Here is an 18,729-nt window from a genome sequence, read left to right on the forward strand (position 1 = left end):
CATGAACCCCGCCATCATTGTCGAGAAGCTGAACGTCTCCTTCGGCGATTCCCATGTCGTGAAGGACCTCTCCTTCTCGGTTGCATCCGGCGAGAGCTACGGCATCGTCGGTGAATCCGGCTCGGGCAAGTCGACCGTGCTGCGTGTCCTCGCCGGCCTGAACCGCGAATGGAGTGGTGACGTCACGATCCTGGGCAGCAAGCAGCCCAAGGTTCGCGACAAGGCCTTCTATCGCGCCGTGCAGATGGTCTTCCAGGACCCTTATGGCAGCCTCCACCCGAAGAAGACGGTCGACGATACGCTGGCCGAGCCACTGGCCATTCACGGCATCGACGATGCCGAGGCGCGCATCGAACGCGCCATGAAGGATGTCGGGCTGCCGAATTCGTTCCGTTTCCGCTTCCCGCACCAGCTCTCCGGTGGCCAGCGCCAGCGCGTGGCGATTGCGCGCGCACTGGTGCTCGAACCGAAGATCCTGCTGCTCGACGAGCCGACTTCAGCGCTCGACGTCTCGATCCAGGCAGAGGTGCTGAACCTGCTCCAGGCGCTGCGCAAGGAGCGCAATCTGACCTATATCCTGGTCAGCCACGATCTCGCGGTCGTTGCTCATATGTGCGAGCGGCTGCTGGTCATGCAGTTCGGCCGTGGCGTCGAGGAGATGACGGCCGAGACGCTGGCGGCGCGCTCGCCGCAGACGACCTATGCCCAGCAATTGCTGATCGCGAGCGAAGGCTTCCGCCGCCAGACCGCCTGAGCGGCAGGGCGGTTGCGCGTCCTGCCTGCTTGGGTGGAGCGCCAAAACCGTCTAACTCTCGTCGCAGCGATCGGCTAGCTTGGCCCGTATTCGCTGCTGCGGAGTGTGTATGCCCATGGATGCCGTCGCCGATCATGTCGTAAAGCTCGAAGCTGCGCCGGAGCGCACTCCGGTCCCGCCCTTCGATCTCGTGATCTTCGGTGCCAGCGGCGATCTGGCCCTGCGCAAACTCTTTCCGGCGCTGGCCCAGCGCAATCAGGAAGGCGTTCTGCCGGAGGAAAGCCGCATCCTGGCGATGGTGCGCAAGAGCGAGGATGTCGCCGGACTGCCCGGCGAGATCAGCCGGAAGCTCACCGAGGAGGGGCTTTCCGCCGCCAGGATCGAGACATTCCTGCGCAGGCTCTCCGTGGTCCAGGTCGATGCGCTGAAGCCGGAGACCTATGCCGGCCTGCGGCAGGAGCTCGGCGATTCGGAGCGTGTGCGCTCCTTCTATCTCTCGACGCCGCCCGAACTTTTTATCCCGATCTGCGAGAACCTCGCCAGTGCCGGCATCCTGACGCCGACCTCGCGCGTCATTCTCGAAAAGCCCCTGGGGCGGGATCTCGCCTCCGCCCGCGAGATCAACGACGCCGTGGCAAGGATCCTTCCGGAAAGCCGCACCTACCGGATCGATCATTATCTCGGCAAGGAGACGGTCCAGAACCTTCTGGTACTGCGCTTCGCCAACACCCTGTTCGAACGCTCCTGGTCGAGTCGCGACATCGACAATGTCCAGATCACGGTTGCCGAGACGGTCGGCCTCGAGTCGCGCGCCGGCTATTACGACAAGGCCGGACACCTGCGTGACATGGTGCAGAACCACGTGCTGCAGCTGCTCTGCCTGTTTGCGATCGAGCCGCCGAACCTGCTGGAAGCCGATGCCGTCCGCGACGAGAAGGTCAGGGTTCTGAAGGCTCTCAAGCCGATCGTCGGCCCCGATGTGCTGCGGGCGACCGTGCGCGGGCAATATGGCCAGGGCGTCAGCGGTGGCGCTCGCGTCCATGGTTATGCCGAGGAACTCGGCCATGCCAGCAACACCGAAACCTTCGTCGCGATCCGCTGCGAACTCGAAACCTGGCGCTGGGCCGGCGTCCCGATCTATCTGCGCACCGGAAAGCGCATGGCGCAGCGCTATTCCGAGATCGCCGTCACCTTCAAGCCGGTGCCGCACTCGATCTTCGGAAGCGCTGCCGATTGTGGGCGGCTCGATGCCAATCGCCTGATCATCCGCCTGCAGCCCAATGATGGCGTGCAGATGCAGCTGATGATGAAGGTGCCAGGCTCCGGCAAGCTCAAGATCGTCCCGCGCCAGCTCGATCTGCGCTACGACACCGCCTTCGGCGTGCGCTCACCTGACGCCTATGAGCGGCTGCTCACCGATGTGATCCGCGGCGACCAGACCCTGTTCATGCGCCGTGACGAGGTCGAGCAGGCCTGGGCCTGGATCGATCCGATCATTGCCGGCTGGCAGGAGTACTATCCGCAGCCGCATCGCTATGCCGCCGGCTCCTGGGGGCCGTCTCAGGCGATCGGTCTGATCGAGCGCGAAGGGCGATCCTGGGCCGACCCGGAACTGATGGAATGAGCGCGGTGGGGCCGCTCTCCTGGCATCGTTTCGAGACGTTGGCCGGCGCATCGGAAGCGCTGGCCGAAGCTGTCGCAGTGCGMCTGCGTGCCGCCATAGCCGCCCGCGGGGGCGCGTTGCTCGCGGTCCCCGGCGGTACTACGCCGGCACGTTTTCTTGCGGCACTCGGCGCGCACGACCTCGCCTGGGACAGGGTTACCCTGATGCCGACCGACGAGCGCTTCGTCGCGCCGGACGATGCCGCCTCGAACGAGCGCATGATCCGGGACGCCTTCTCCCCTTTGCGTGACGAACGGGCCAGCTTCGTGTCCTTCCACAATGCCGGCGACGATCTCGCCGCGGCAGCGCGTAGCCTCGATGCCGTGCTCTCGCGCCTGCCTGCGATTGACATCCTGGTCAGTGGCATGGGCGCCGATGGGCACATCGCCTCGCTCTTTCCAGGCGACGCTGCAGCTACGCGCAGCGACGACGCAATCCACGCAGTCGCAGCCCGTCCGCCCGGCCTGCCACCTCGCATCTCACTCTCGGCCGCGCGAATCGCGAAGGCAGGTTGGGCAACCCTGCTCATTGCCGGCAAGGAGAAGGAAACGACGCTGGCGACGGCTCAGGCCCTTCCGGCGGCCTATCCGGTCGGCATCCTGCTGCGACGGCCGCAGGGGCTCGACGTTTACTGGGCCAGGGCTTAAGCGAAGGTGCTCAGCGAGGAGATCGAGCCAATGTCAGGCGAACCCGAAATTGCACGCCTCAAGGCCTGTGGCGTTGTCCCGGTCGTCGTGATCGACGAGGCCGAGGTCGCGGTCCCGCTGGCCCGGGCGCTGCTTGCGGGTGGCATCGACGTGATCGAGGTCACGCTGCGCCGCCCTGCTGCACTGGCCGCGCTCGAGAGGATCGCCCACGAGGTGCCGGAAATCCTTTCGGTTGCCGGTACGGTCGTGACGCCCTTGCAGGTCGCAGAGGTCAAGCGGGTGGGCGCGCAGGCTGTGGTCAGCCCAGGCTTCAGCGAGGCGGTGGACGAGGCGATGCGCGCGGCGGGGCTGCCCTGGTTGCCTGGCGTGGCGACGGCGTCCGACTGCATGCGCGCGGTCTCGGCCGGACGGATCACCTGCAAGTTCTTCCCGGCAGAGCAGGCGGGCGGCACGCCGGCGCTGAAGGCGTTGTCCGGACCCTTCCCGCAGCTGAAGTTCTGCCCGACCGGCGGTGTCAGCCTCGCCAATCTCGCCGATTACCTTGCCCTGCCGCAGGTGATCTGCGTCGGAGGATCCTGGCTCGTGCCGGCGGATGCGGTTGCGAAACGCGACTGGGCGCGTGTGACTGAGCTTGCCAGGGAAGCGCGGGAAGCCGTGAAGGCGATCCGCGGCTAAGCGTCATCCCTGATGTTGAAGACGGCTGCCTCCAGCCCGGACTTTCCGGCATGAAGCGCCGCAGAGCAGACCGGGCTGTCGAGGTGGGCGAAGATTGATCCACCCACGACATGCTGGCAGGCGTCCTCGGCCGTCCTTGCGGTGAAGTGCGGATCCACCCTGTCGGCTGCCGCCAGGGGCGATCCATAGGTCGTGATGTAGGTCGCCTGCCCCGGAGCTATATGCACCGGCGTCACAGACAGCGCTTCCGCCGTGATGCTTCCGAGATAAGCCGTGTCATTGGCGAGATCGAGCACCGAACAGATGCGTGGCGTATCATGCGCATCGAACTCCCGGTCGAGGCCGGAAAGCACCCCGATCAGCGCATCTCTTACCGTGTGACCCGCCCGCAACCGCTCGAAAATGGGTCGGGTTTGGGTGCCATTGCTCGCGACGACGTAGCGCTCGGTCCAGAGTAGACTTTCATAGGCGATGTAGGGGCTCTCCGATGCCGCGTCGGCGCTGTTCGCACGCGGCACGATCCGGATCGCGTTGCCAGAGCGCTCTGCAACTCTGTTCGGAAACGATCTGCTCGAAACGCGGTATGCCGAAACCAAGTCTCCGAGAGGCGTTCTGCCGACTGCAATGATGCGGCCGACATAGCGTGAAACGCCCTCCGTCATGCCGGCAGCCTGTCCACCACCAGCTCTGCGATCGCGAGCGAGGACGTCAGCCCGGGGCTCTCGATCCCGAGCAGGTTGACCAGTCCGGGTACGCCATGGATGGCCGGTCCGTCGATGCGGAAATCAGGCATCGGCTCCGTCGGTCCGTGCAGCTTCGGCCGGATACCGGCATAATCCGCGACCAGCGCCCCGTCCTGCAGACCGGGCCAGTAGGTTCGGATCGCCGCGTAGAATCGCTCGGCCCGGGCCGGGTCGACGACCAGATCCTGGTCGTCATCCACCCATTCGACATCCGGGCCGAACTTGACCCGCCCGGCCATGTCGATCGTGGCATGGATGCCGAGCCCGGCTGCTTCAGGGATCGGGTAGACCAGATGCGAGAAGGGCTGCTTCCCCAGCAGTGCGAAGTAGTTGCCCTTGGCGAAAGACTGCTTTGGCACATAGGCGGCAGGAAAGCCGTCGAGCCTGCCGAGAAGGCGGGGCGCGCCGTGGCCGGCCGAATTGACGATGCTGCGGACCGAATAGGTTGCGGGATCGTCGCCGCCGAAATCGACGCTGAACGCCTCGCCCTCGCGGCGCCAGCCGGTGATGGGCGTATTCAGGGCCAGCGAGCCGCCTGCAGCTTCGCACTCTCCAAGCAGAGAGAGCATGAAGGCGTGGCTGTCGACCACGCCGGTCTCTGGCGAGAACAGCGCGATCTCGCAGGCGACCTCGGGCTCGTGCGCCCGCGCTTCGGCGGTGTCGAGATAGCGCAGCGAGTCCACGCCCGAGGCTTTCGCGCGCGCCGCGATCGTTTCCAGTGCCGGGCGCTGGCCCGAAGCTGTCGCGACGATCAGCTTGCCGCAGGCTTTGTGCGGCAGGCCGCGCTCGCCGAGATAGCGATAAAGCTGCTTACGGCCCTCGACGCAGACCTGCGCCTTGAGCGAGCCGGGCGGGTAGTAGATCCCGGCATGGATGACCTCGCTGTTGCGCGCGGAGGTCTGAGTGCCAATGCCGTCGGCGGCCTCGGCGATCACGACCTCGCGTCCGGCGAGCGCAAGCGCGCGCGCCGTTGCGAGGCCGACGACGCCGGCCCCGATGACGAGGCAATCGATATCGGCCATCGTGATCCTGCGATCAGGCTGCGCGCGGCGGCATGGCGATCTCGACGAGGCTCGCCCAATAGGTCACCCCGACCGGGATCGCCGCATCGTTGAACTCATAGGCCGGGTGGTGCAGGCCAGCCGAGTCACCATTGCCCATGAAGATATAGGCGCCGGGGCGCTCCTCGAGCATGAAGGAGAAATCCTCCGACCCCATGACCGGCGGGATCTCGGTGTCGATCGCGTCCTTGCCGAAAACGTTCCGCGTGGCGCTGGTCACGAAATCCGTCTGCCCGGCGTGATTGAAGGTCACCGGGTAGCCGCGGTCGTAGTCGACGTCGCATTTGAGATCGAACGCCTTCGCCAGCCCGTCGGCGATCTCGAGGATGCGCTTCTGGGCGAGGTCGCGCATGGCAGGCGTTAGCGTCCGGACCGAGCCCTTGATCTCGACGGTCTGCGGAATGACGTTGAACGCTTCGCCGGCATTGATCGCTGTCGCCGAGACCACGACAGAATCGAGCGGGTCGGCATTGCGCGAGGCGACAGTCTGCAGCGCGGTCACGAGCTGGCAGGCGGCAACCACCGGATCCTTGGTGTCGTGCGGCGCGGCGGCATGGCCACCCTTGCCCTCGATCTTGATCAGGAAGCGATCGGCAGCGGCCATCAGCGGGCCCTTGCGGATGCAGAATTGACCGATCGCCATGCCAGGCTTGTTGTGCAGCCCATAGACCTCCTGCACGCCGAAGCGCTCCATCAGGCCCTCATCGCACATCACCTTGGCCCCGCCGCCGCCTTCTTCTGCCGGCTGGAAGATCACGACCGCGGTGCCGTCGAAATCGCGGGTCTCGGCGAGATATTTCGCGGCGCCGAGCAGCATGGTGGTGTGGCCGTCATGACCGCAGGCATGCATCTTGCCGGGCACGGTCGAGCGGTGCTCGAGATTGGTTTCCTCGTGGATCGGCAAAGCATCCATGTCGGCACGCAGGCCGATTACCTTGCCGGAACCCTGGCGCTTGCCCTTGATCACGCCGACGACGCCGGTCTGGCCAATGCCTGTCACCACCTCGTCGACGCCCCAGGCCCTGAGCTTTTCGGCAACGATGCCCGCCGTGCGATGCACGTCGAAGAGCAGTTCGGGATGGCGGTGAAAATCGCGACGGATCGCGGTGAGCTCGGGCGTCAGCGCCGCGATGAGTTCGGACTTCGGCATCATGTCCTCGGGCAGAGAGGGAAGGTTGGCAGAAATCGGGTTGCCAAGTCATGCAAGCTAGCGCGGTCCGACCGGGTCTGTCCAAGCCGATTGCGGCATGAGGGGGCAGAAGCGGAGGAATGGCGTCGCGACCGCGTATGGTTGCAATCCTCGCATCATTCTGGATCGATGGCTGGTGTCGGCGGCAGATCGTTCTCGCGGTCGAGATGACTGCATGTGTCCGTGTCGCGGGCTTCCAGGAGAGCAGGATCTGTCATGGTGGAGTGGCTTTCAGCCTTCACGTTCTGCTCGCTGCTCAGCGCAGCCGCGGTGTTCGGCCTCCTGCTGCGGAGCCGGTTGCCCGAGGAGCACCTGACCGAAAGGAACATGGAAGCGCTGCGGCTGATCACGAGCCTCCTCGTTACCTTTGCGGCGCTTGTCCTCAGCCTGCAGCTGTCGAGCGTGAAGAGCGCGTTCGACATGGCGTACCGGGACAGGAACGCGGATGCCGGGCAACTGGCCCAGCTCGATCAGTGCCTGCGCAATTTCGGCCCGGGGGCTGAGAAGGCCCGCGAGAATCTCCGGAGCTATACCGCCGCGGTGATCGCGAGCACCTGGCCCGACGAGGAAAGGCCGACCGGCATTGCCTATCCTGATCCCAGCACCATGGGACGCCACGGGGAAAGCCCGACGCTCAGCGTGCTGGTCAATCAGATCGGCCTCGAGATCAATGGCCTCGCCCCTGTCGACGGGTTGCATGCGAACCTGGCTACGGAATGCCGTGCGAATTTCATGAGCCTGCAACAACGTCGTTGGGCGGTGATTGAAGATGCGAGGGACCCGGCGTCGCGGCTGTTCACGAACGTCCTGACGTTCTGGCTGATGCTGGTCTTCGTCAGCTTCGGCCTGCAGGTCCCCCGCAAGCTGCTGGCCGCCATCGTCCTGGCGATCGGTGTGGTTTCGATATCGAGCGTGATGTTCGTGATCGTTGACCTGAACTCGCCCTATGGCGGCCTGTTCGGCATCCCAAGCACATCGATGCGCAATGTGTTCGAGGCCATGAGCCGGTAGGCAGCTCACCTTCATTTCGTGCGAGTGTTGTCGTCGATGCCTTCGCTTGGGGGCGAGGCGACGAATGACGTAGGGCCAGATTGCTGTCCTTTTGCCGGGGATGCCGGCGCCTCTTGCTGCCGGCTGCATCAGTGGCCGCGCTGCAAGGAGGTATCTTCGATGACCCATGCTCGCGGCCGATGTTACGGGTTTTACTCATCGTTCCCTGACACTACCCGCGCCGCTCGGCGCCGAAATCGTGACAACCCTCTGATTCTATTGCGGTCATGCGGTGCGGGCACGACTGGCGTGTTTCTTGATCAGCATCGAGCGCTGCGCGGCCTTGCTTCCCGCAGCAGGGAAGAAACGCTTATCGGGAGACAACAAGATGAAAAGACTCGCGGGCCTGACTCTCGGACTTACGCTTCTTGCGATTGGCTATGCCGGCGCGGAGGTCCAGAGCAGCAAATACTATGTGTCGCCGGAGCAACTCGACACGACCCGGTTCATGGCGCCGCCGCCATCAGCGGATACGACCCGGCGGGAGCTCGAGATCATGCTAAGCCTGCAGGAGAAGCGAACAGCCGAACAAGCCGAGCGGTCGGTCGCGGACCTTGAGCAGAGCGTCTTTCGCTTCGCCGACGTGATGGGACCCGAATTCACGGCCGAAAAACTGCCGAAAGCGGCGGCATTCTTCACGAAGGTCTACAAGACGGAGAGCGCCTTCAACAAGCAGGGCAAGGAAAAATGGGATCGCCAGCGGCCACCGGTGGTGGACGCTCGTCTCAAGCCGGTCGCCAAATATGCGAACAGCGGCTCTTATCCGAGCGGTCACGCTGCATTCTCGTACCTCACCGCGATCGTGTTGGCCGATATCGTGCCGGAGAAGGGCGAGGCGATCTTCGGGCGTGCCGTCGAATTCGGCGAGAACCGGGTGATCGGCGGAGTGCACTACCCAAGCGACATCCAGGCGGGCCGGGAGATGGCCGCGATGATCGCGGTTCTCGCCTACCGGAACCCCGATTTCCAAAGGGATCTCGAAGGAGCGAAGTCCGAAATCCGCGGCGCCTTGCGACTGGCGCACTGATCCAGCCGTCATGGCAGGTCGGTCCCGTCTCGGGATCGACGCGGTGACGAATTCCCAAGGGGTGGCCGCCTGGACAGGGGGGCTGCCCCTTGCGTTGCCATCGGCCTTTTGAGGTGCCGCGGTCAGAACGCCTGCCCGTCGATCTCATCCGGCTTGCCTCCCGTTTGCCATTCCGAAACGACCGCCGCTGCACCTTKGTGTAGCGGTCAGCGCTACGGACTTGCTGGAACGGTCCGGCATCGGAATGCACCGGAGATCTCGCGTGGAAACTTCCCTCTATCTGCCGGTCAAACACTTCCTCGAAGGCCTGGGCTATTCCGTGAAGGGTGAGGTCGGGCGCTGCGACCTTGTTGGTCTCAAGGGCGATGATCCGGCTGTCGTCGTGGTGGGAGAATTGAAACTGACCTTCAATCTCGAACTCATCCTGCAGGGCGTGGACCGGATGAAGCTCGGTGACGAGATCTGGCTTGCAGCCCGGTTGTCGGCGCGGGGGAAGGGACGCGAGAGCGATTCCCGCTACCGTAATCTGTGCCGGCATCTCGGTTTCGGCCTTCTCGGGGTCGCTTTGTCCGGTCGCGTCGATATCCTCGTTTCCCCGGCCGCGGCGACGCCGCGCAAGGATGCCAAGCGGCGTTCGAAGCTCGTGGAGGAGCACAAGCGGCGTCGGGGAGACCCTGTCGCAGGCGGCGGTTCGCGCGCACCGATCATGACGGCCTACCGGCAGCAGGCGCTCGCTTGCGCAGCAGCCATGACGGCAGGCCCGCAGCGGCCGCGCGATCTCAAACAGTCATGCCCGGACGCACAGAAGATCCTGCACCGCAACGTCTATGGCTGGTTCGAGCGAGCCGATCGCGGCGTCTACGCCTTGACCGACGCCGGCCGCACGGCTCTGGCGAGATGGGTGGCAGCGCCGGCCCCGGTCCCACCCGCACCTGGGCCGCACGGAGTCGTGCCTCCGGTGGCGGACACCAACGAGAGCCTCTCCGCCGCGGCCTGCTGATTGGCGCATCGCGCTTCCGCCCGCAGCCGGAGGGTGGATCGGTCTAGCGGGCGCTCGCAGCGAGATAGATCCCGGCGATCCGTTCGATTCCGGCTTGGTCGGCGCTGTCGAAGCGGGAGGGGTGGGGGCTGTCGAGATCGATCACGCCGATCACCTCACCGTCGCGGATCAGCGGCACGACCAGCTCCGAGCGCGAGGCTGCATCGCAGGCGATATGGCCAGGAAACGCATGGACGTCTTCCACCAGCATGGATTGCCGGCGGGCGACCGCCGCTCCGCAGACGCCGCGCCCGACGGAAATGCGGACACAGGCCGGCTTGCCCTGAAAGGGCCCGAGCACGAGCTCGCCGTCCCGCATGATGTAGAATCCGGCCCAGTTCAGATCCGGCATCATCTGGAACAGCAGTGCCGAGGTATTGGCCGCGTTGGCGATCGGGTCGCTTTCTCCCGCCAGCAGGCCCTCAAGCTGCGAGGTCAGCTCGCGATAGAAGCCGGCCTTGTCGCTGCTCGCGATTGCTTGTGCCTGAAACATGGCTGCTCACCTCCGGCGCTCGCCCTTCGTCATGGTGCTCCCTAGCATCGCGCAGGGGCGACAGCGAGAGCGCAATGGTGCGTATCGATCCACTTGGCTACAAGGAACGCAGCGCCGGGGTTTCTCTCCCTGCATGATTCCTCGCCTTGATGAAGTGATGTCCACCATGTCCGAGATTCAACCCATTCGCGAAGCGGTCATCCCGGAGCTGCCGAACTACTATCGGGGCAAGGTCCGCGAGAATTACGATCTGCCGGACGGGCGCCGCATTCTGATCGCCACGGACCGCCTCAGCGCCTTCGATCGCGCTATCGCCTGCATTCCTTTCAAGGGGCAGGTGCTGACCCAGACAGCCCGGTTCTGGTTCGAGAAGACCGCGGATATCTGCCCGAACCATGTGCTGGAATATCCGGACCCCAACGTCGTCGTCGGCCAGAAGCTCGATATCCTTCCCGTCGAGATCGTGGTGCGCGGCTATCTCGCCGGCACGACCAGCACGTCGGTGCTGACCATGTACAAGCAGGGCAGGCGGGATCTCTACGGCATCCGTTTCCAGGATGGCCTGCGCGACAACGAGGCGCTTCCTCATGCCGTCATCACGCCGACCAGCAAGGCCTTCGACGGCGGCCATGACGAGCCGCTTTCCCCGGACGAGATCGTCGGCAGCAAGCTCCTGACCCAGGAACAGTGGGATACGGTGTCCGGCTACGCGCTGGCCCTGTTCGCCCGGGGGCAGGACATCGCGCACGGACGCGGGCTGATCCTTGCCGATACCAAATACGAGTTCGGTACCGATCGGCAGGGCCGGATCATGCTGGCCGATGAGATCCATACCCCCGATAGCAGCCGCTACTGGTTCGCCGAGAGCTACCCGGCGCGCTTTGCGGAGGGAGAGCGGCCGGAGAGCTTTGACAAGGATTTCGTGCGCAACTGGGTCGCCGCACGCTGCGATCCCTACAAGGAGCCGATCCCCGAGATCCCGGACGAGCTCGTCGCGCAGACCTCGCAGGTCTATATCCGCGCCTTCGAGACCATTACGGGCCAGGCGTTTGAGGCCCCTGCCGGCCAGGAGCCGCCGGTGGATAGGATCCGCCGGAACCTGGCGCGCTATTTCTGAGGTCAGTTTGGGGCGCGCATGTCTCCTAGCATCGTCGGGATGAGCTCCGATACGGTCGGATGGATCGGAACAGCGCGCAGCAGCCTGTCATAGGGCGCGCCCGCATTCATTATGTCGAGGATCCCATGGATCGCCTCGTCGCCGCTCGTCCCGAGGATCGCAGCGCCGAGGATGCGGCGCGTCTCGGCATCGGCAATGACGCTCATGAAACCAAGCGTCTCGCCCTTCTCGATGGCGCGGCCGACGCGCGTCATCGGCCGGCGGCCAACCAGCAACGGCCGGCCGCTGGCGTGCGCCTGGGCAAGCGTCATGCCGACCCGCCCGAGCGGCGGATCGATGAAGAGCCCATAGGCCGGGATGCGGTCACTGACCTTGCGCGTCTCTCCATCGAGTAGATTGGCGGCGACGATCTCGAAATCATTATAGGCCGTGTGCGTGAAGGCGCCGCGGCCATTGCAGTCGCCGATTGCCCAGATGCCGGGGACATTGGTCGCCAGGCTGTCGTCGACCTCGATATAGCCTCGCGCATCCGTTGCGACCCCGGCCTTGTCGAGACCGAGATCGTCGGTGTTCGGGCGGCGCCCGACGGCAAGCAGGACATGTGACCCGATGATCTCGGGTTCGCCGGAAGTGCAATCCACGCCGACCGCGATGCCCTCCGGGTGGGGAGCGAATCGAATGCACTCCGCGCCTGTCCGGATCTCGATCCCTTCGGCGACAAGGATATCGCGGATCGCCTCCGAAACCTCTTCGTCCTCGCGGGACACGAGATGTGGACCCTTCTCGACAACAGTGACGGCTGCACCGAAGCGGCGGTGCATCTGAGCGAATTCGAGGCCGATATAGCTGCCGCCGATGACGACGAGATGCTTCGGCACCGTGTCGAGACCAAGGATCGAGGTGTTGGTCAGGTAGGAGATGTCGCCGATCCCGGGCATGTCCGGCACGACGGCGCGCCCGCCGACATTCAGGAAAATGCGGGGTGCGCTGATTACATCGTCGCCCACCCGCATCCGGTCGGCGCTCTCGAAGCGCGCATGCCCGGTGAGGACGGTGCAGCCCTTCATCCCGCACAGCCAGGTCTCGATATTGCGGCGCGAATTGGCGGAGACGAGGGCGGCTCGCTCCTTGACCTTCGGCATGTCGATGCGCGGCGGCGTATCCAGGATGACGCCGTACTCGGCGCCACGGCGCGCGAGATGCGCAGCATAGGCACTGGCGACCAGCGTCTTGGTCGGCATGCAGCCGGTGTTGACGCAGGTGCCGCCAAAGAGATGGCGTTCGACGATCGCAACCGACAGGCCGGCACCGGTCATCCGGCCTGCCAGTGAAGGTCCGGCCTGGCCGGCCCCGATGATGATGGCGTCGAAAGTCCGGTTCATCGCGCGGCCACCACGATCAGCCAGGCGGCCAGTAGCGCCACCACGTCCTCGATCAGCGCGGCAGGCCTGTCGCGACCGAAAGCTCCTGCGAGGCCCGCCCGGACTGCGGCCCCGCCAAGCGTACCGGCGACGGCGCCAACCGCGCCCGCGATCGCGCCAAGCGCGAGCGATCCGGCCGCGGCGCCGATGGCCGCGCCGGACAGGGCGCCTGTCACGATGCGGCCGCCGAACTGCGTCGGGACCTTGCGGCTCGCCGTCGACGGCAACTTGTCGGTGATCAGTTCGCCGATGGCCAGCGCGGTCAGGATCCAGGGCGTCCAGGCATAGCCCAGGAAGGCCAGGGGGCTGGCACCGAGGTTGATCCAGCCGAGATGGGCGGCCCAACTGACGGCGGCCGGTGCCATCATGGTGCGCAGCCCGGCCACGACCCCGATGAGCACTGCGAGCAAGACGGCCATGGTCTTCCCTCGAACGGCAGGGTATCGCCGCCCAAGACAACGCTAGCTCATCGCGCAGGTCAACTCATCGTTAACCGGTCGGCTCCCTCGTGTAAGGTCAAGCATCAAACCCGGCGGCAACGAGGTTGCCTTACACCCCGTACTCCTTGCGCCATGCCGCGAAATCGTCGAGCGAGACGTTGGAGCCGCAGAGGATCAGGCCGACGCGCTCCCCGGGCTTGAACATCTCCTTGCGCGCCACGGCTGCGGCAACCACGCAGCCTGCCGCCGGCTCKATCAGCACCCTCCCGTTCTGCAGCACCCAGGCCATTTCGCGCACGGCCTCGGCATCGGGCACGGTGACGATCTCCTCCAGATACTGGCGCGCTGCCGCCATGGTGCGTTCGGTCGCGAAGGGGGCGCCGAGCGCGCGGGCGATCGAGGTCGGCCGGATCGGTACCGGCTTGCCGGCCTCCAGCGCCTGGGTCATCGTCGTTGCCCCCTCCGTCTCGACGCCATGAATGCGCACCGCCGGGTCGAGCCCCTTGAGAGCCGTGCCGACTCCGGCCACGAAGCCGCCGCCGCCGATCGAGATGAAGACATGGTCGAGGCGCCCACTGGCGTCATTCGCCAGTTCGAGGCCGAGCGAGCCATGCCCGGCGATGATCGCCGGATCGTCATAGGAGTGGACATTGGTCATGCCCTTCGCCGCGTACTCGTCGGCCTTGGCAAAGGCCTCGATCGCGTCCTCGCAAAGTTCGACCTCGCCGCCGGCCTGCCGGGTGAGCTCGACATTGAAGGGCGCGACATTCTTCGCCATCAGCACGAGCGCGCGGGCGCCCATCGATTTCGCCACCATCGAAACCGCGATCGCGTGGTTGCCGCCGGAAACGGTGACGATGCCGCGCTTCAGCTCGTCCTCGCTGAGCGCCATCAGCTTGTTGAAGCAGCCGCGCACCTTGAACGAACCGCCGAGCTGCAGGCTCTCCACCTTCACCACGGTCTCGACGCCGAGCCGCGCCGAGAGGCCGGCGCTATGGAAGGTCGGAGTGCGCCGCACCTTGCCGGAGATGCGGGTGGCGGCAGCCTGGATATCGGCGAGCGTGACGTCGAAATTCATGGGACTGGACTTCTCTCATGGCCCGGCGGCGCCGGCGTCTCGGCGCGCACATCAACGCGTCCGGCGCAGGCCGGTCAAGCCACAGCTGACGATTGACCTGGCTGTCAGGCTGCCTAGCGTGTCGGCTTGAAACCTGCCTTCCCGTCTGCCTTTGGAGATCCTACCCCGTGAAATACACCCCCAAGGAAATGCTGGCGAAGCTGGTTTCGTTCAATACGGAATCGCAGCGCAGCAATCTCGAGCTCATCCATTTCTGCCGTGATTACCTGGCCAGCCTCGGTGTCGAGAGCACGATCGTTCCGAGCCCCGACGGCCAGAAGGCCAATCTCTATGCGACGGTCGGACCGGCGGTCGCCGGCGGCGTCGTACTCTCCGGGCACACCGACGTCGTTCCCGTCGCGGGGCAGGACTGGACCTCCGATCCCTGGACGCTGACCGAGCGCGACGGCAAGCTCTACGGCCGCGGAGCCTGCGATATGAAGGGCTTCGACGCGACCGCGCTGGCGCTGGTGCCGGAGATGATCGAGGCCGGGTTGAAGCGCCCGATCCATATCGCGCTCTCCTATGACGAGGAGGTCGGCTGTCTCGGCGCGCGGATCATGATTGACGCCATGGTCACTGCTGGCCTCACACCGTCGGCGGTGATCGTCGGCGAGCCCTCGATGATGCAGGTCGTCACCGGCCACAAGGGCGGTACGCGGATGAAGACGACGGTGCGCGGCCATGCGGTGCATTCGAGCCGCGTCGACATCGGCGTGCCGGCCGTCATGATCGCCGGCAAGCTGATCGCCTGGCACGACGAGGTCATGGCTGAGAACAAGACCCGGACCCCGAATGATAACGGCTTCGAACCGCCCTACACGACTTTGCATGTCGGCGTGGTCCAGGGCGGCACGGCCGTCAACATCACGGCCGAACATTGCAGTTTCACTCATGAGGTACGCGTCATTCCCGGCGAGCGCGACCAGAATTACGTCGAGCGCTACCGCGCCCGCATCGCTGAACTCGAGGCCGGGATGAAGGCGATCGCGCCCGAGACGGGCATCGAGATGGAGGTCACCTCCTTCACGCCCGCGCTCGGACCGGAGCAGCGTGGCGAGGCGGAGGCCCTGTCACGCCGGCTGACCGGCGACAATGGCAGCCATGTCGTCGCCTATGGCACCGAGGGCGGGCTGTTCCAGGCGGCAGGCTGGTCGACGGTGGTCTGCGGCCCGGGCGATATCGCCCAGGCTCACCAGCCCGACGAGTTCATTACGGTAGCCCAGCTCGATGCCGGGGCGCGGTTCATCCGTGGCGTAATCGCCGAATTGGCACGCTGAGAGATATCCGACGCCATGAACGTCCGTTCCTGGCGTCGATTTTTGCAGGTTGCGTGTGAGCCTTGGGTTCGGTGCGCAAGAAAATGCAATCTGGAGTGTTTCTCATTAGCCGTACTGGACGCCGCTCACGAAGCGTCATTAATCTGCCATCTTCTTTCGCCGGGCGCTTGGGAGGCGCCGGGCGGGAGCCGCTCCCGGGAGGAGTGGGTAGCAAAAAAGATTGGGAGCGATCGAATTATGTCATTCAAGACGAACTGCCTCGCCGCGGTTGCGGCTCTGGCGCTGATGTGCGGCGCCGCGCAGGCACAGACACTGCGCTATGCCAACCAAGGCGAGCTCAAGTCGCTCGATCCCTATACCGTCAACGAGACCACCACCAACGCCCATCTCGGCCACCCCTATGAGGGCCTGACGGCGCGCGGCAAGGACCTCAAGATCGAGCCGGCCCTCGCCGAGAAGTGGGAAGTCTCAGATGATGGCCTGAAATGGCGCTTTTTCCTGCGCAAGGGCGTGAAGTTCCACAATGGCGAGGACTTCACCGCCGATGACGTGATCTTCTCGGCCGAGCGCGTTCGCGCCCCCGGCTCGAACTTCACCACGCGCATTCCGACCGACGCCAAGTTCACCAAGGTCGATGATTACACGATCGACGTGACGCTGAGTTCGCCGAACCCGATTCTGAATGCCCAGTGGGACACCTGGTACATCATGTCGAAGAAGTGGGCGGAGGCGAATAACGCCGTCGCTCCGACACCGGCAGCGGCGACGACGCCGAGCCACGCCTCGCTCAATGCCAATGGCACCGGACCGTTCAAGATCGAGAGCCATCAGCCCGGCGTGAAGACCGTCTTCAAGGTCAACGAGAACTGGTGGAACAAGAAGGTCGAGCACAATCTCAAGGAGATCGTGTTCACGCCGATCGCTTCTGATGCGACCCGGGTCGCGGCCCTGCTCTCGGGCGAGGTCGACGTGATCGAGCCGGTTCCGATCCAGGACATCCAGCGCGTCAACAGCGCCGGCAATGTCCAGGTCATGACCGGGCCGGAACTGCGCACGATCTTCCTCGGCATGGACCAGACCCGCGACGAACTGCTCGAATCCAACGTCAAGGGCAAGAACCCCTTCAAGGACCCGAAGGTTCGGCAGGCTTTCTACCAGGCGATCGACATCGAGACGATCAAGAGCCGCGTCATGCGCGGCCTGTCGACCCCGTCGCCGCTGATGATCGCGCCGGAACTCTTCCCGCACGCCGGCTTCACGCGGGCCAAGTTCGACACCGAGGCCTCCAAGAAGCTCCTGGCCGAGGCCGGCTATCCCAACGGCTTCGAAGTCGGCATGGATTGCCCGAACGACCGCTATGTCAATGACGGCCAGATCTGCCAGGCCGTGGTCGGCATGTTGGCTCGCGCCGGCATCAAGGTGAACCTGAACGCCCAGCCGAAGGGCCAGTACTTCGCCAAGGTGCTGAAGTCGGGCGGCTACAAGACCTCGTTCTACCTGCTCGGCTGGACCCCCGGGACCTTCGACAGCCACAACGTGCTCAACGACATCCTGGGTTGCCGCGATGTCGCCGGCTCGTCGCGCGGGGAGTCGAATCTCGGCGGCTACTGCAACAAGAAGGTCGACGCGCTGACCGACAAGATCCTGGTCGAGCCCGATACGGCCAAGCGCGACGCCATGATCAAGGAAGCCTTCAAGATCACGGTGGACGAGTTCGCCTATATCCCTCTGCATCAGCAGGCTCTCGCCTGGGGTGTCTCGAAGAAGGTCAAGCTGACCCAGCGCGCCGACAACTCGGTCCTGCTCTACTACGCCACCAAGGAGTGACGTGAGAGGCGCGCGGAGCAATCCGCGCGCCTTCTTTCATCCTCATCGTCATCCCGGACAGTTGGTGCAGCCGCGCCGGACCCAGGATCGTTGCAGCGCATGGCGCTCCTGCTGGATTCCGGATCTCCGCGTCCCCTGGCCTGGGATGGCCGCGCGTTTTTCCGACCTCGGCAAACCGGGGATTCAAGGCGGCCATGTTAGCTTTCATTCTGCGTCGGCTGTTTCAGTCGCTTCTCGTCATGCTGAGCGTGGCGCTGATCGCCTTCGCGATGTTCCGTTTCGTCGGTGATCCGGTGAACCAGCTCGTCAGCCTCGACACGCCACAGGCGCAGGTCGAGCAGATCCGGCGCTCGCTCGGCCTCGACGACCCCGTCATCGTCCAGTTCTTCCGCTATATCTACAACGCCGCCCGGCTCGAATTCGGCGTGTCCTACCAGTTCCGGCTTCCGGTGATTTCGCTGCTGGGTGACCGCGCGCCGGCGACGCTCGAACTCGCCTTCATGTCGGCCCTGTTCTCGCTCCTCGTCGGCATCCCGATGGGTGTCTACACCGCGCTGAAGCGTGACAGCTGGCTCGCCAAGATCTTCCAGGCCGTGTCGCTGATCGGTATCAGTCTGCCGACCTTCCTGATCGGCATCCTCCTGATCTACCTGTTCTCGGTCACGCTCGGCCTGCTGCCCTCCTTCGGGCGCGGCGAGGTCGTGAAGATCGGCAGCTGGTGGACGACAGGCCTGCTGACCGTGTCCGGCCTCAAGGCACTGATCCTGCCCTCGATCACGCTCGGCCTGTTCCAGATGACGCTGATCATGCGCCTCGTCCGCGCCGAGATGCTCGAAGTGCTGCGGGCCGATTACATCAAGTTCGCCCGGGCGCGTGGGCTGCGCACCCGGACGGTCAATTTCGGCCATGCGCTCAAGAACACGCTGGTTCCGGTCATCACCATCGCCGGACTGCAGCTCGGCTCGATCATCGCCTTCGCCATCATTACCGAGACGGTGTTCCAGTGGCCGGGTATGGGCCTGCTCTTCCTGCGGGCCGTCCAGAACGTCGATATCCCGATCATGGCTGCCTATCTGATGCTGATCTCCTTCCTGTTCGTCAGCATCAACCTGATCGTCGACCTGCTTTATGCCGCCGTCGATCCGCGCCTGCGCGCGACGATCGGCGCACACTGAGCTGGCGGAGA

18 protein-coding genes are annotated in these 18,729 nt (G+C 64.9%); 11 read left to right on the forward strand and 7 right to left on the reverse strand.

Annotated elements, in window-relative coordinates:
* Position 1 precedes the first annotated feature (1 nt).
* The 4 genes from AC1DGP_RS00790 (at position 2) to eda (ending at position 3,739) form a co-directional block, all read left to right on the forward strand.
* Positions 2–754, forward strand: a complete 753-nt coding sequence (locus AC1DGP_RS00790; protein WP_441493555.1) for an ABC transporter ATP-binding protein — start codon at positions 2–4, stop codon at positions 752–754.
* 115 nt (positions 755–869) lie between these two features.
* Positions 870–2,378, forward strand: a complete 1,509-nt coding sequence (zwf, locus tag AC1DGP_RS00795) for a glucose-6-phosphate dehydrogenase (RefSeq protein WP_476831625.1) — start codon at positions 870–872, stop codon at positions 2,376–2,378.
* Positions 2,375–3,064: a 6-phosphogluconolactonase gene (gene pgl / locus AC1DGP_RS00800; protein WP_441493528.1), complete on the forward strand. Its 690-nt coding sequence runs from the start codon at positions 2,375–2,377 to the stop codon at positions 3,062–3,064. The genes zwf and pgl overlap by 4 nt, the downstream gene beginning before the upstream one ends.
* 30 nt (positions 3,065–3,094) lie before the next feature.
* Entirely contained in the window at positions 3,095–3,739 is a 645-nt protein-coding gene (gene eda, locus AC1DGP_RS00805) for a bifunctional 4-hydroxy-2-oxoglutarate aldolase/2-dehydro-3-deoxy-phosphogluconate aldolase (RefSeq protein ID WP_441493529.1), read from the forward strand.
* On the opposite strand, the gene AC1DGP_RS00810 is transcribed toward eda, so the two are convergent.
* The 3 genes from AC1DGP_RS00810 to AC1DGP_RS00820 are packed head-to-tail and all read right to left on the reverse strand — an operon-like array spanning position 3,736 to position 6,693.
* Positions 3,736–4,401, reverse strand: a complete 666-nt coding sequence (locus AC1DGP_RS00810) for an IMP cyclohydrolase (protein WP_441506097.1) — start codon at positions 4,399–4,401, stop codon at positions 3,736–3,738. The genes eda and AC1DGP_RS00810 overlap by 4 nt on opposite strands.
* Entirely contained in the window at positions 4,398–5,504 is a 1,107-nt protein-coding gene (locus tag AC1DGP_RS00815; RefSeq protein ID WP_441493531.1) for an NAD(P)/FAD-dependent oxidoreductase, read from the reverse strand. Before AC1DGP_RS00815 ends, AC1DGP_RS00810 begins: the two co-directional genes overlap by 4 nt.
* 13 nt (positions 5,505–5,517) lie before the next feature.
* Positions 5,518–6,693: a M20 aminoacylase family protein gene (locus AC1DGP_RS00820; protein WP_441493532.1), complete on the reverse strand. Its 1,176-nt coding sequence runs from the start codon at positions 6,691–6,693 to the stop codon at positions 5,518–5,520.
* A 255-nt stretch (positions 6,694–6,948) separates the two neighbouring features.
* On the opposite strand from AC1DGP_RS00820, the gene AC1DGP_RS00825 reads away from it, so the two are divergent.
* From AC1DGP_RS00825 to AC1DGP_RS00835, 3 genes are all read left to right on the forward strand, one after another.
* Positions 6,949–7,743: a bestrophin-like domain gene (locus AC1DGP_RS00825; RefSeq protein WP_441493533.1), complete on the forward strand. Its 795-nt coding sequence runs from the start codon at positions 6,949–6,951 to the stop codon at positions 7,741–7,743.
* Positions 7,744–8,038: 295 nt separating this feature from the next.
* Positions 8,039–8,809 carry an acid phosphatase gene (locus AC1DGP_RS00830; protein ID WP_476823552.1) on the forward strand — a complete coding sequence of 257 codons (771 nt, stop codon included), beginning with the start codon at positions 8,039–8,041 and terminating at the stop codon, positions 8,807–8,809.
* A gap of 262 nt (positions 8,810–9,071) precedes the next feature.
* On the forward strand, positions 9,072–9,809 hold the full coding sequence (locus AC1DGP_RS00835; RefSeq protein WP_476823553.1) for a DUF2161 domain-containing phosphodiesterase: 738 nt from the start codon (positions 9,072–9,074) through the stop codon (positions 9,807–9,809).
* Between the two features lie 43 nt (positions 9,810–9,852).
* Here AC1DGP_RS00835 and AC1DGP_RS00840 read toward each other — a convergent pair whose 3' ends face one another.
* Positions 9,853–10,341, reverse strand: coding sequence for a GAF domain-containing protein (locus tag AC1DGP_RS00840; protein ID WP_476823554.1), 489 nt, complete (start codon positions 10,339–10,341; stop codon positions 9,853–9,855).
* A gap of 166 nt (positions 10,342–10,507) precedes the next feature.
* Between AC1DGP_RS00840 and AC1DGP_RS00845 the strand changes: the two genes are divergently transcribed.
* Positions 10,508–11,458, forward strand: a complete 951-nt coding sequence (locus tag AC1DGP_RS00845; RefSeq protein ID WP_476823555.1) for a phosphoribosylaminoimidazolesuccinocarboxamide synthase — start codon at positions 10,508–10,510, stop codon at positions 11,456–11,458.
* Positions 11,459–11,460: 2 nt separating this feature from the next.
* Here AC1DGP_RS00845 and AC1DGP_RS00850 read toward each other — a convergent pair whose 3' ends face one another.
* From AC1DGP_RS00850 to AC1DGP_RS00860, 3 genes are all read right to left on the reverse strand, one after another.
* Entirely contained in the window at positions 11,461–12,840 is a 1,380-nt protein-coding gene (locus tag AC1DGP_RS00850) for an FAD-containing oxidoreductase (protein ID WP_476831626.1), read from the reverse strand.
* The gene (locus tag AC1DGP_RS00855) at positions 12,837–13,298 is read right to left on the reverse strand and encodes a DUF4126 domain-containing protein (protein WP_476831627.1); all 462 of its coding nucleotides are present in this window, start codon (positions 13,296–13,298) and stop codon (positions 12,837–12,839) included. The genes AC1DGP_RS00850 and AC1DGP_RS00855 overlap by 4 nt, the downstream gene beginning before the upstream one ends.
* Positions 13,299–13,428: 130 nt before the next feature.
* Positions 13,429–14,397, reverse strand: a complete 969-nt coding sequence (locus tag AC1DGP_RS00860) for a threonine ammonia-lyase (RefSeq protein WP_441493540.1) — start codon at positions 14,395–14,397, stop codon at positions 13,429–13,431.
* 167 nt (positions 14,398–14,564) lie between these two features.
* Here AC1DGP_RS00860 and argE point away from each other — a divergent pair, with 167 nt between their 5' ends.
* The 3 genes from argE (at position 14,565) to AC1DGP_RS00875 (ending at position 18,718) form a co-directional block, all read left to right on the forward strand.
* Positions 14,565–15,716, forward strand: a complete 1,152-nt coding sequence (argE, locus tag AC1DGP_RS00865; RefSeq protein WP_476831628.1) for an acetylornithine deacetylase — start codon at positions 14,565–14,567, stop codon at positions 15,714–15,716.
* A 237-nt stretch (positions 15,717–15,953) separates the two neighbouring features.
* On the forward strand, positions 15,954–17,543 hold the full coding sequence (locus AC1DGP_RS00870; RefSeq protein ID WP_441506105.1) for an ABC transporter substrate-binding protein: 1,590 nt from the start codon (positions 15,954–15,956) through the stop codon (positions 17,541–17,543).
* A gap of 194 nt (positions 17,544–17,737) precedes the next feature.
* Positions 17,738–18,718, forward strand: a complete 981-nt coding sequence (locus tag AC1DGP_RS00875) for an ABC transporter permease (protein ID WP_476831629.1) — start codon at positions 17,738–17,740, stop codon at positions 18,716–18,718.
* The last annotated feature ends 11 nt before the right edge of the window (positions 18,719–18,729 follow it).

The sequence above is a fragment of the Allobosea sp. 05T433 genome (assembly GCF_056396065.1).

What these genes read in the sequence shown, in the direction of transcription:
- AC1DGP_RS00790 (WP_441493555.1), top strand. Translation starts at nt 2, where the DNA reads ATGAACCCCGCCATCATTGTCGAGAAGCTGAACGTCTCCTTCGGCGAT.
- zwf (WP_476831625.1), top strand. Translation starts at nt 870, where the DNA reads ATGGATGCCGTCGCCGATCATGTCGTAAAGCTCGAAGCTGCGCCGGAG.
- eda (WP_441493529.1), top strand. Translation starts at nt 3,095, where the DNA reads ATGTCAGGCGAACCCGAAATTGCACGCCTCAAGGCCTGTGGCGTTGTC.
- AC1DGP_RS00810 (WP_441506097.1), bottom strand. Translation starts at nt 4,401, where the DNA reads ATGACGGAGGGCGTTTCACGCTATGTCGGCCGCATCATTGCAGTCGGC.
- AC1DGP_RS00815 (WP_441493531.1), bottom strand. Translation starts at nt 5,504, where the DNA reads ATGGCCGATATCGATTGCCTCGTCATCGGGGCCGGCGTCGTCGGCCTC.
- AC1DGP_RS00820 (WP_441493532.1), bottom strand. Translation starts at nt 6,693, where the DNA reads ATGCCGAAGTCCGAACTCATCGCGGCGCTGACGCCCGAGCTCACCGCG.
- AC1DGP_RS00825 (WP_441493533.1), top strand. Translation starts at nt 6,949, where the DNA reads ATGGTGGAGTGGCTTTCAGCCTTCACGTTCTGCTCGCTGCTCAGCGCA.
- AC1DGP_RS00840 (WP_476823554.1), bottom strand. Translation starts at nt 10,341, where the DNA reads ATGTTTCAGGCACAAGCAATCGCGAGCAGCGACAAGGCCGGCTTCTAT.
- AC1DGP_RS00845 (WP_476823555.1), top strand. Translation starts at nt 10,508, where the DNA reads ATGTCCGAGATTCAACCCATTCGCGAAGCGGTCATCCCGGAGCTGCCG.
- AC1DGP_RS00850 (WP_476831626.1), bottom strand. Translation starts at nt 12,840, where the DNA reads ATGAACCGGACTTTCGACGCCATCATCATCGGGGCCGGCCAGGCCGGA.
- AC1DGP_RS00855 (WP_476831627.1), bottom strand. Translation starts at nt 13,298, where the DNA reads ATGGCCGTCTTGCTCGCAGTGCTCATCGGGGTCGTGGCCGGGCTGCGC.
- AC1DGP_RS00870 (WP_441506105.1), top strand. Translation starts at nt 15,954, where the DNA reads ATGTCATTCAAGACGAACTGCCTCGCCGCGGTTGCGGCTCTGGCGCTG.
- AC1DGP_RS00875 (WP_476831629.1), top strand. Translation starts at nt 17,738, where the DNA reads ATGTTAGCTTTCATTCTGCGTCGGCTGTTTCAGTCGCTTCTCGTCATG.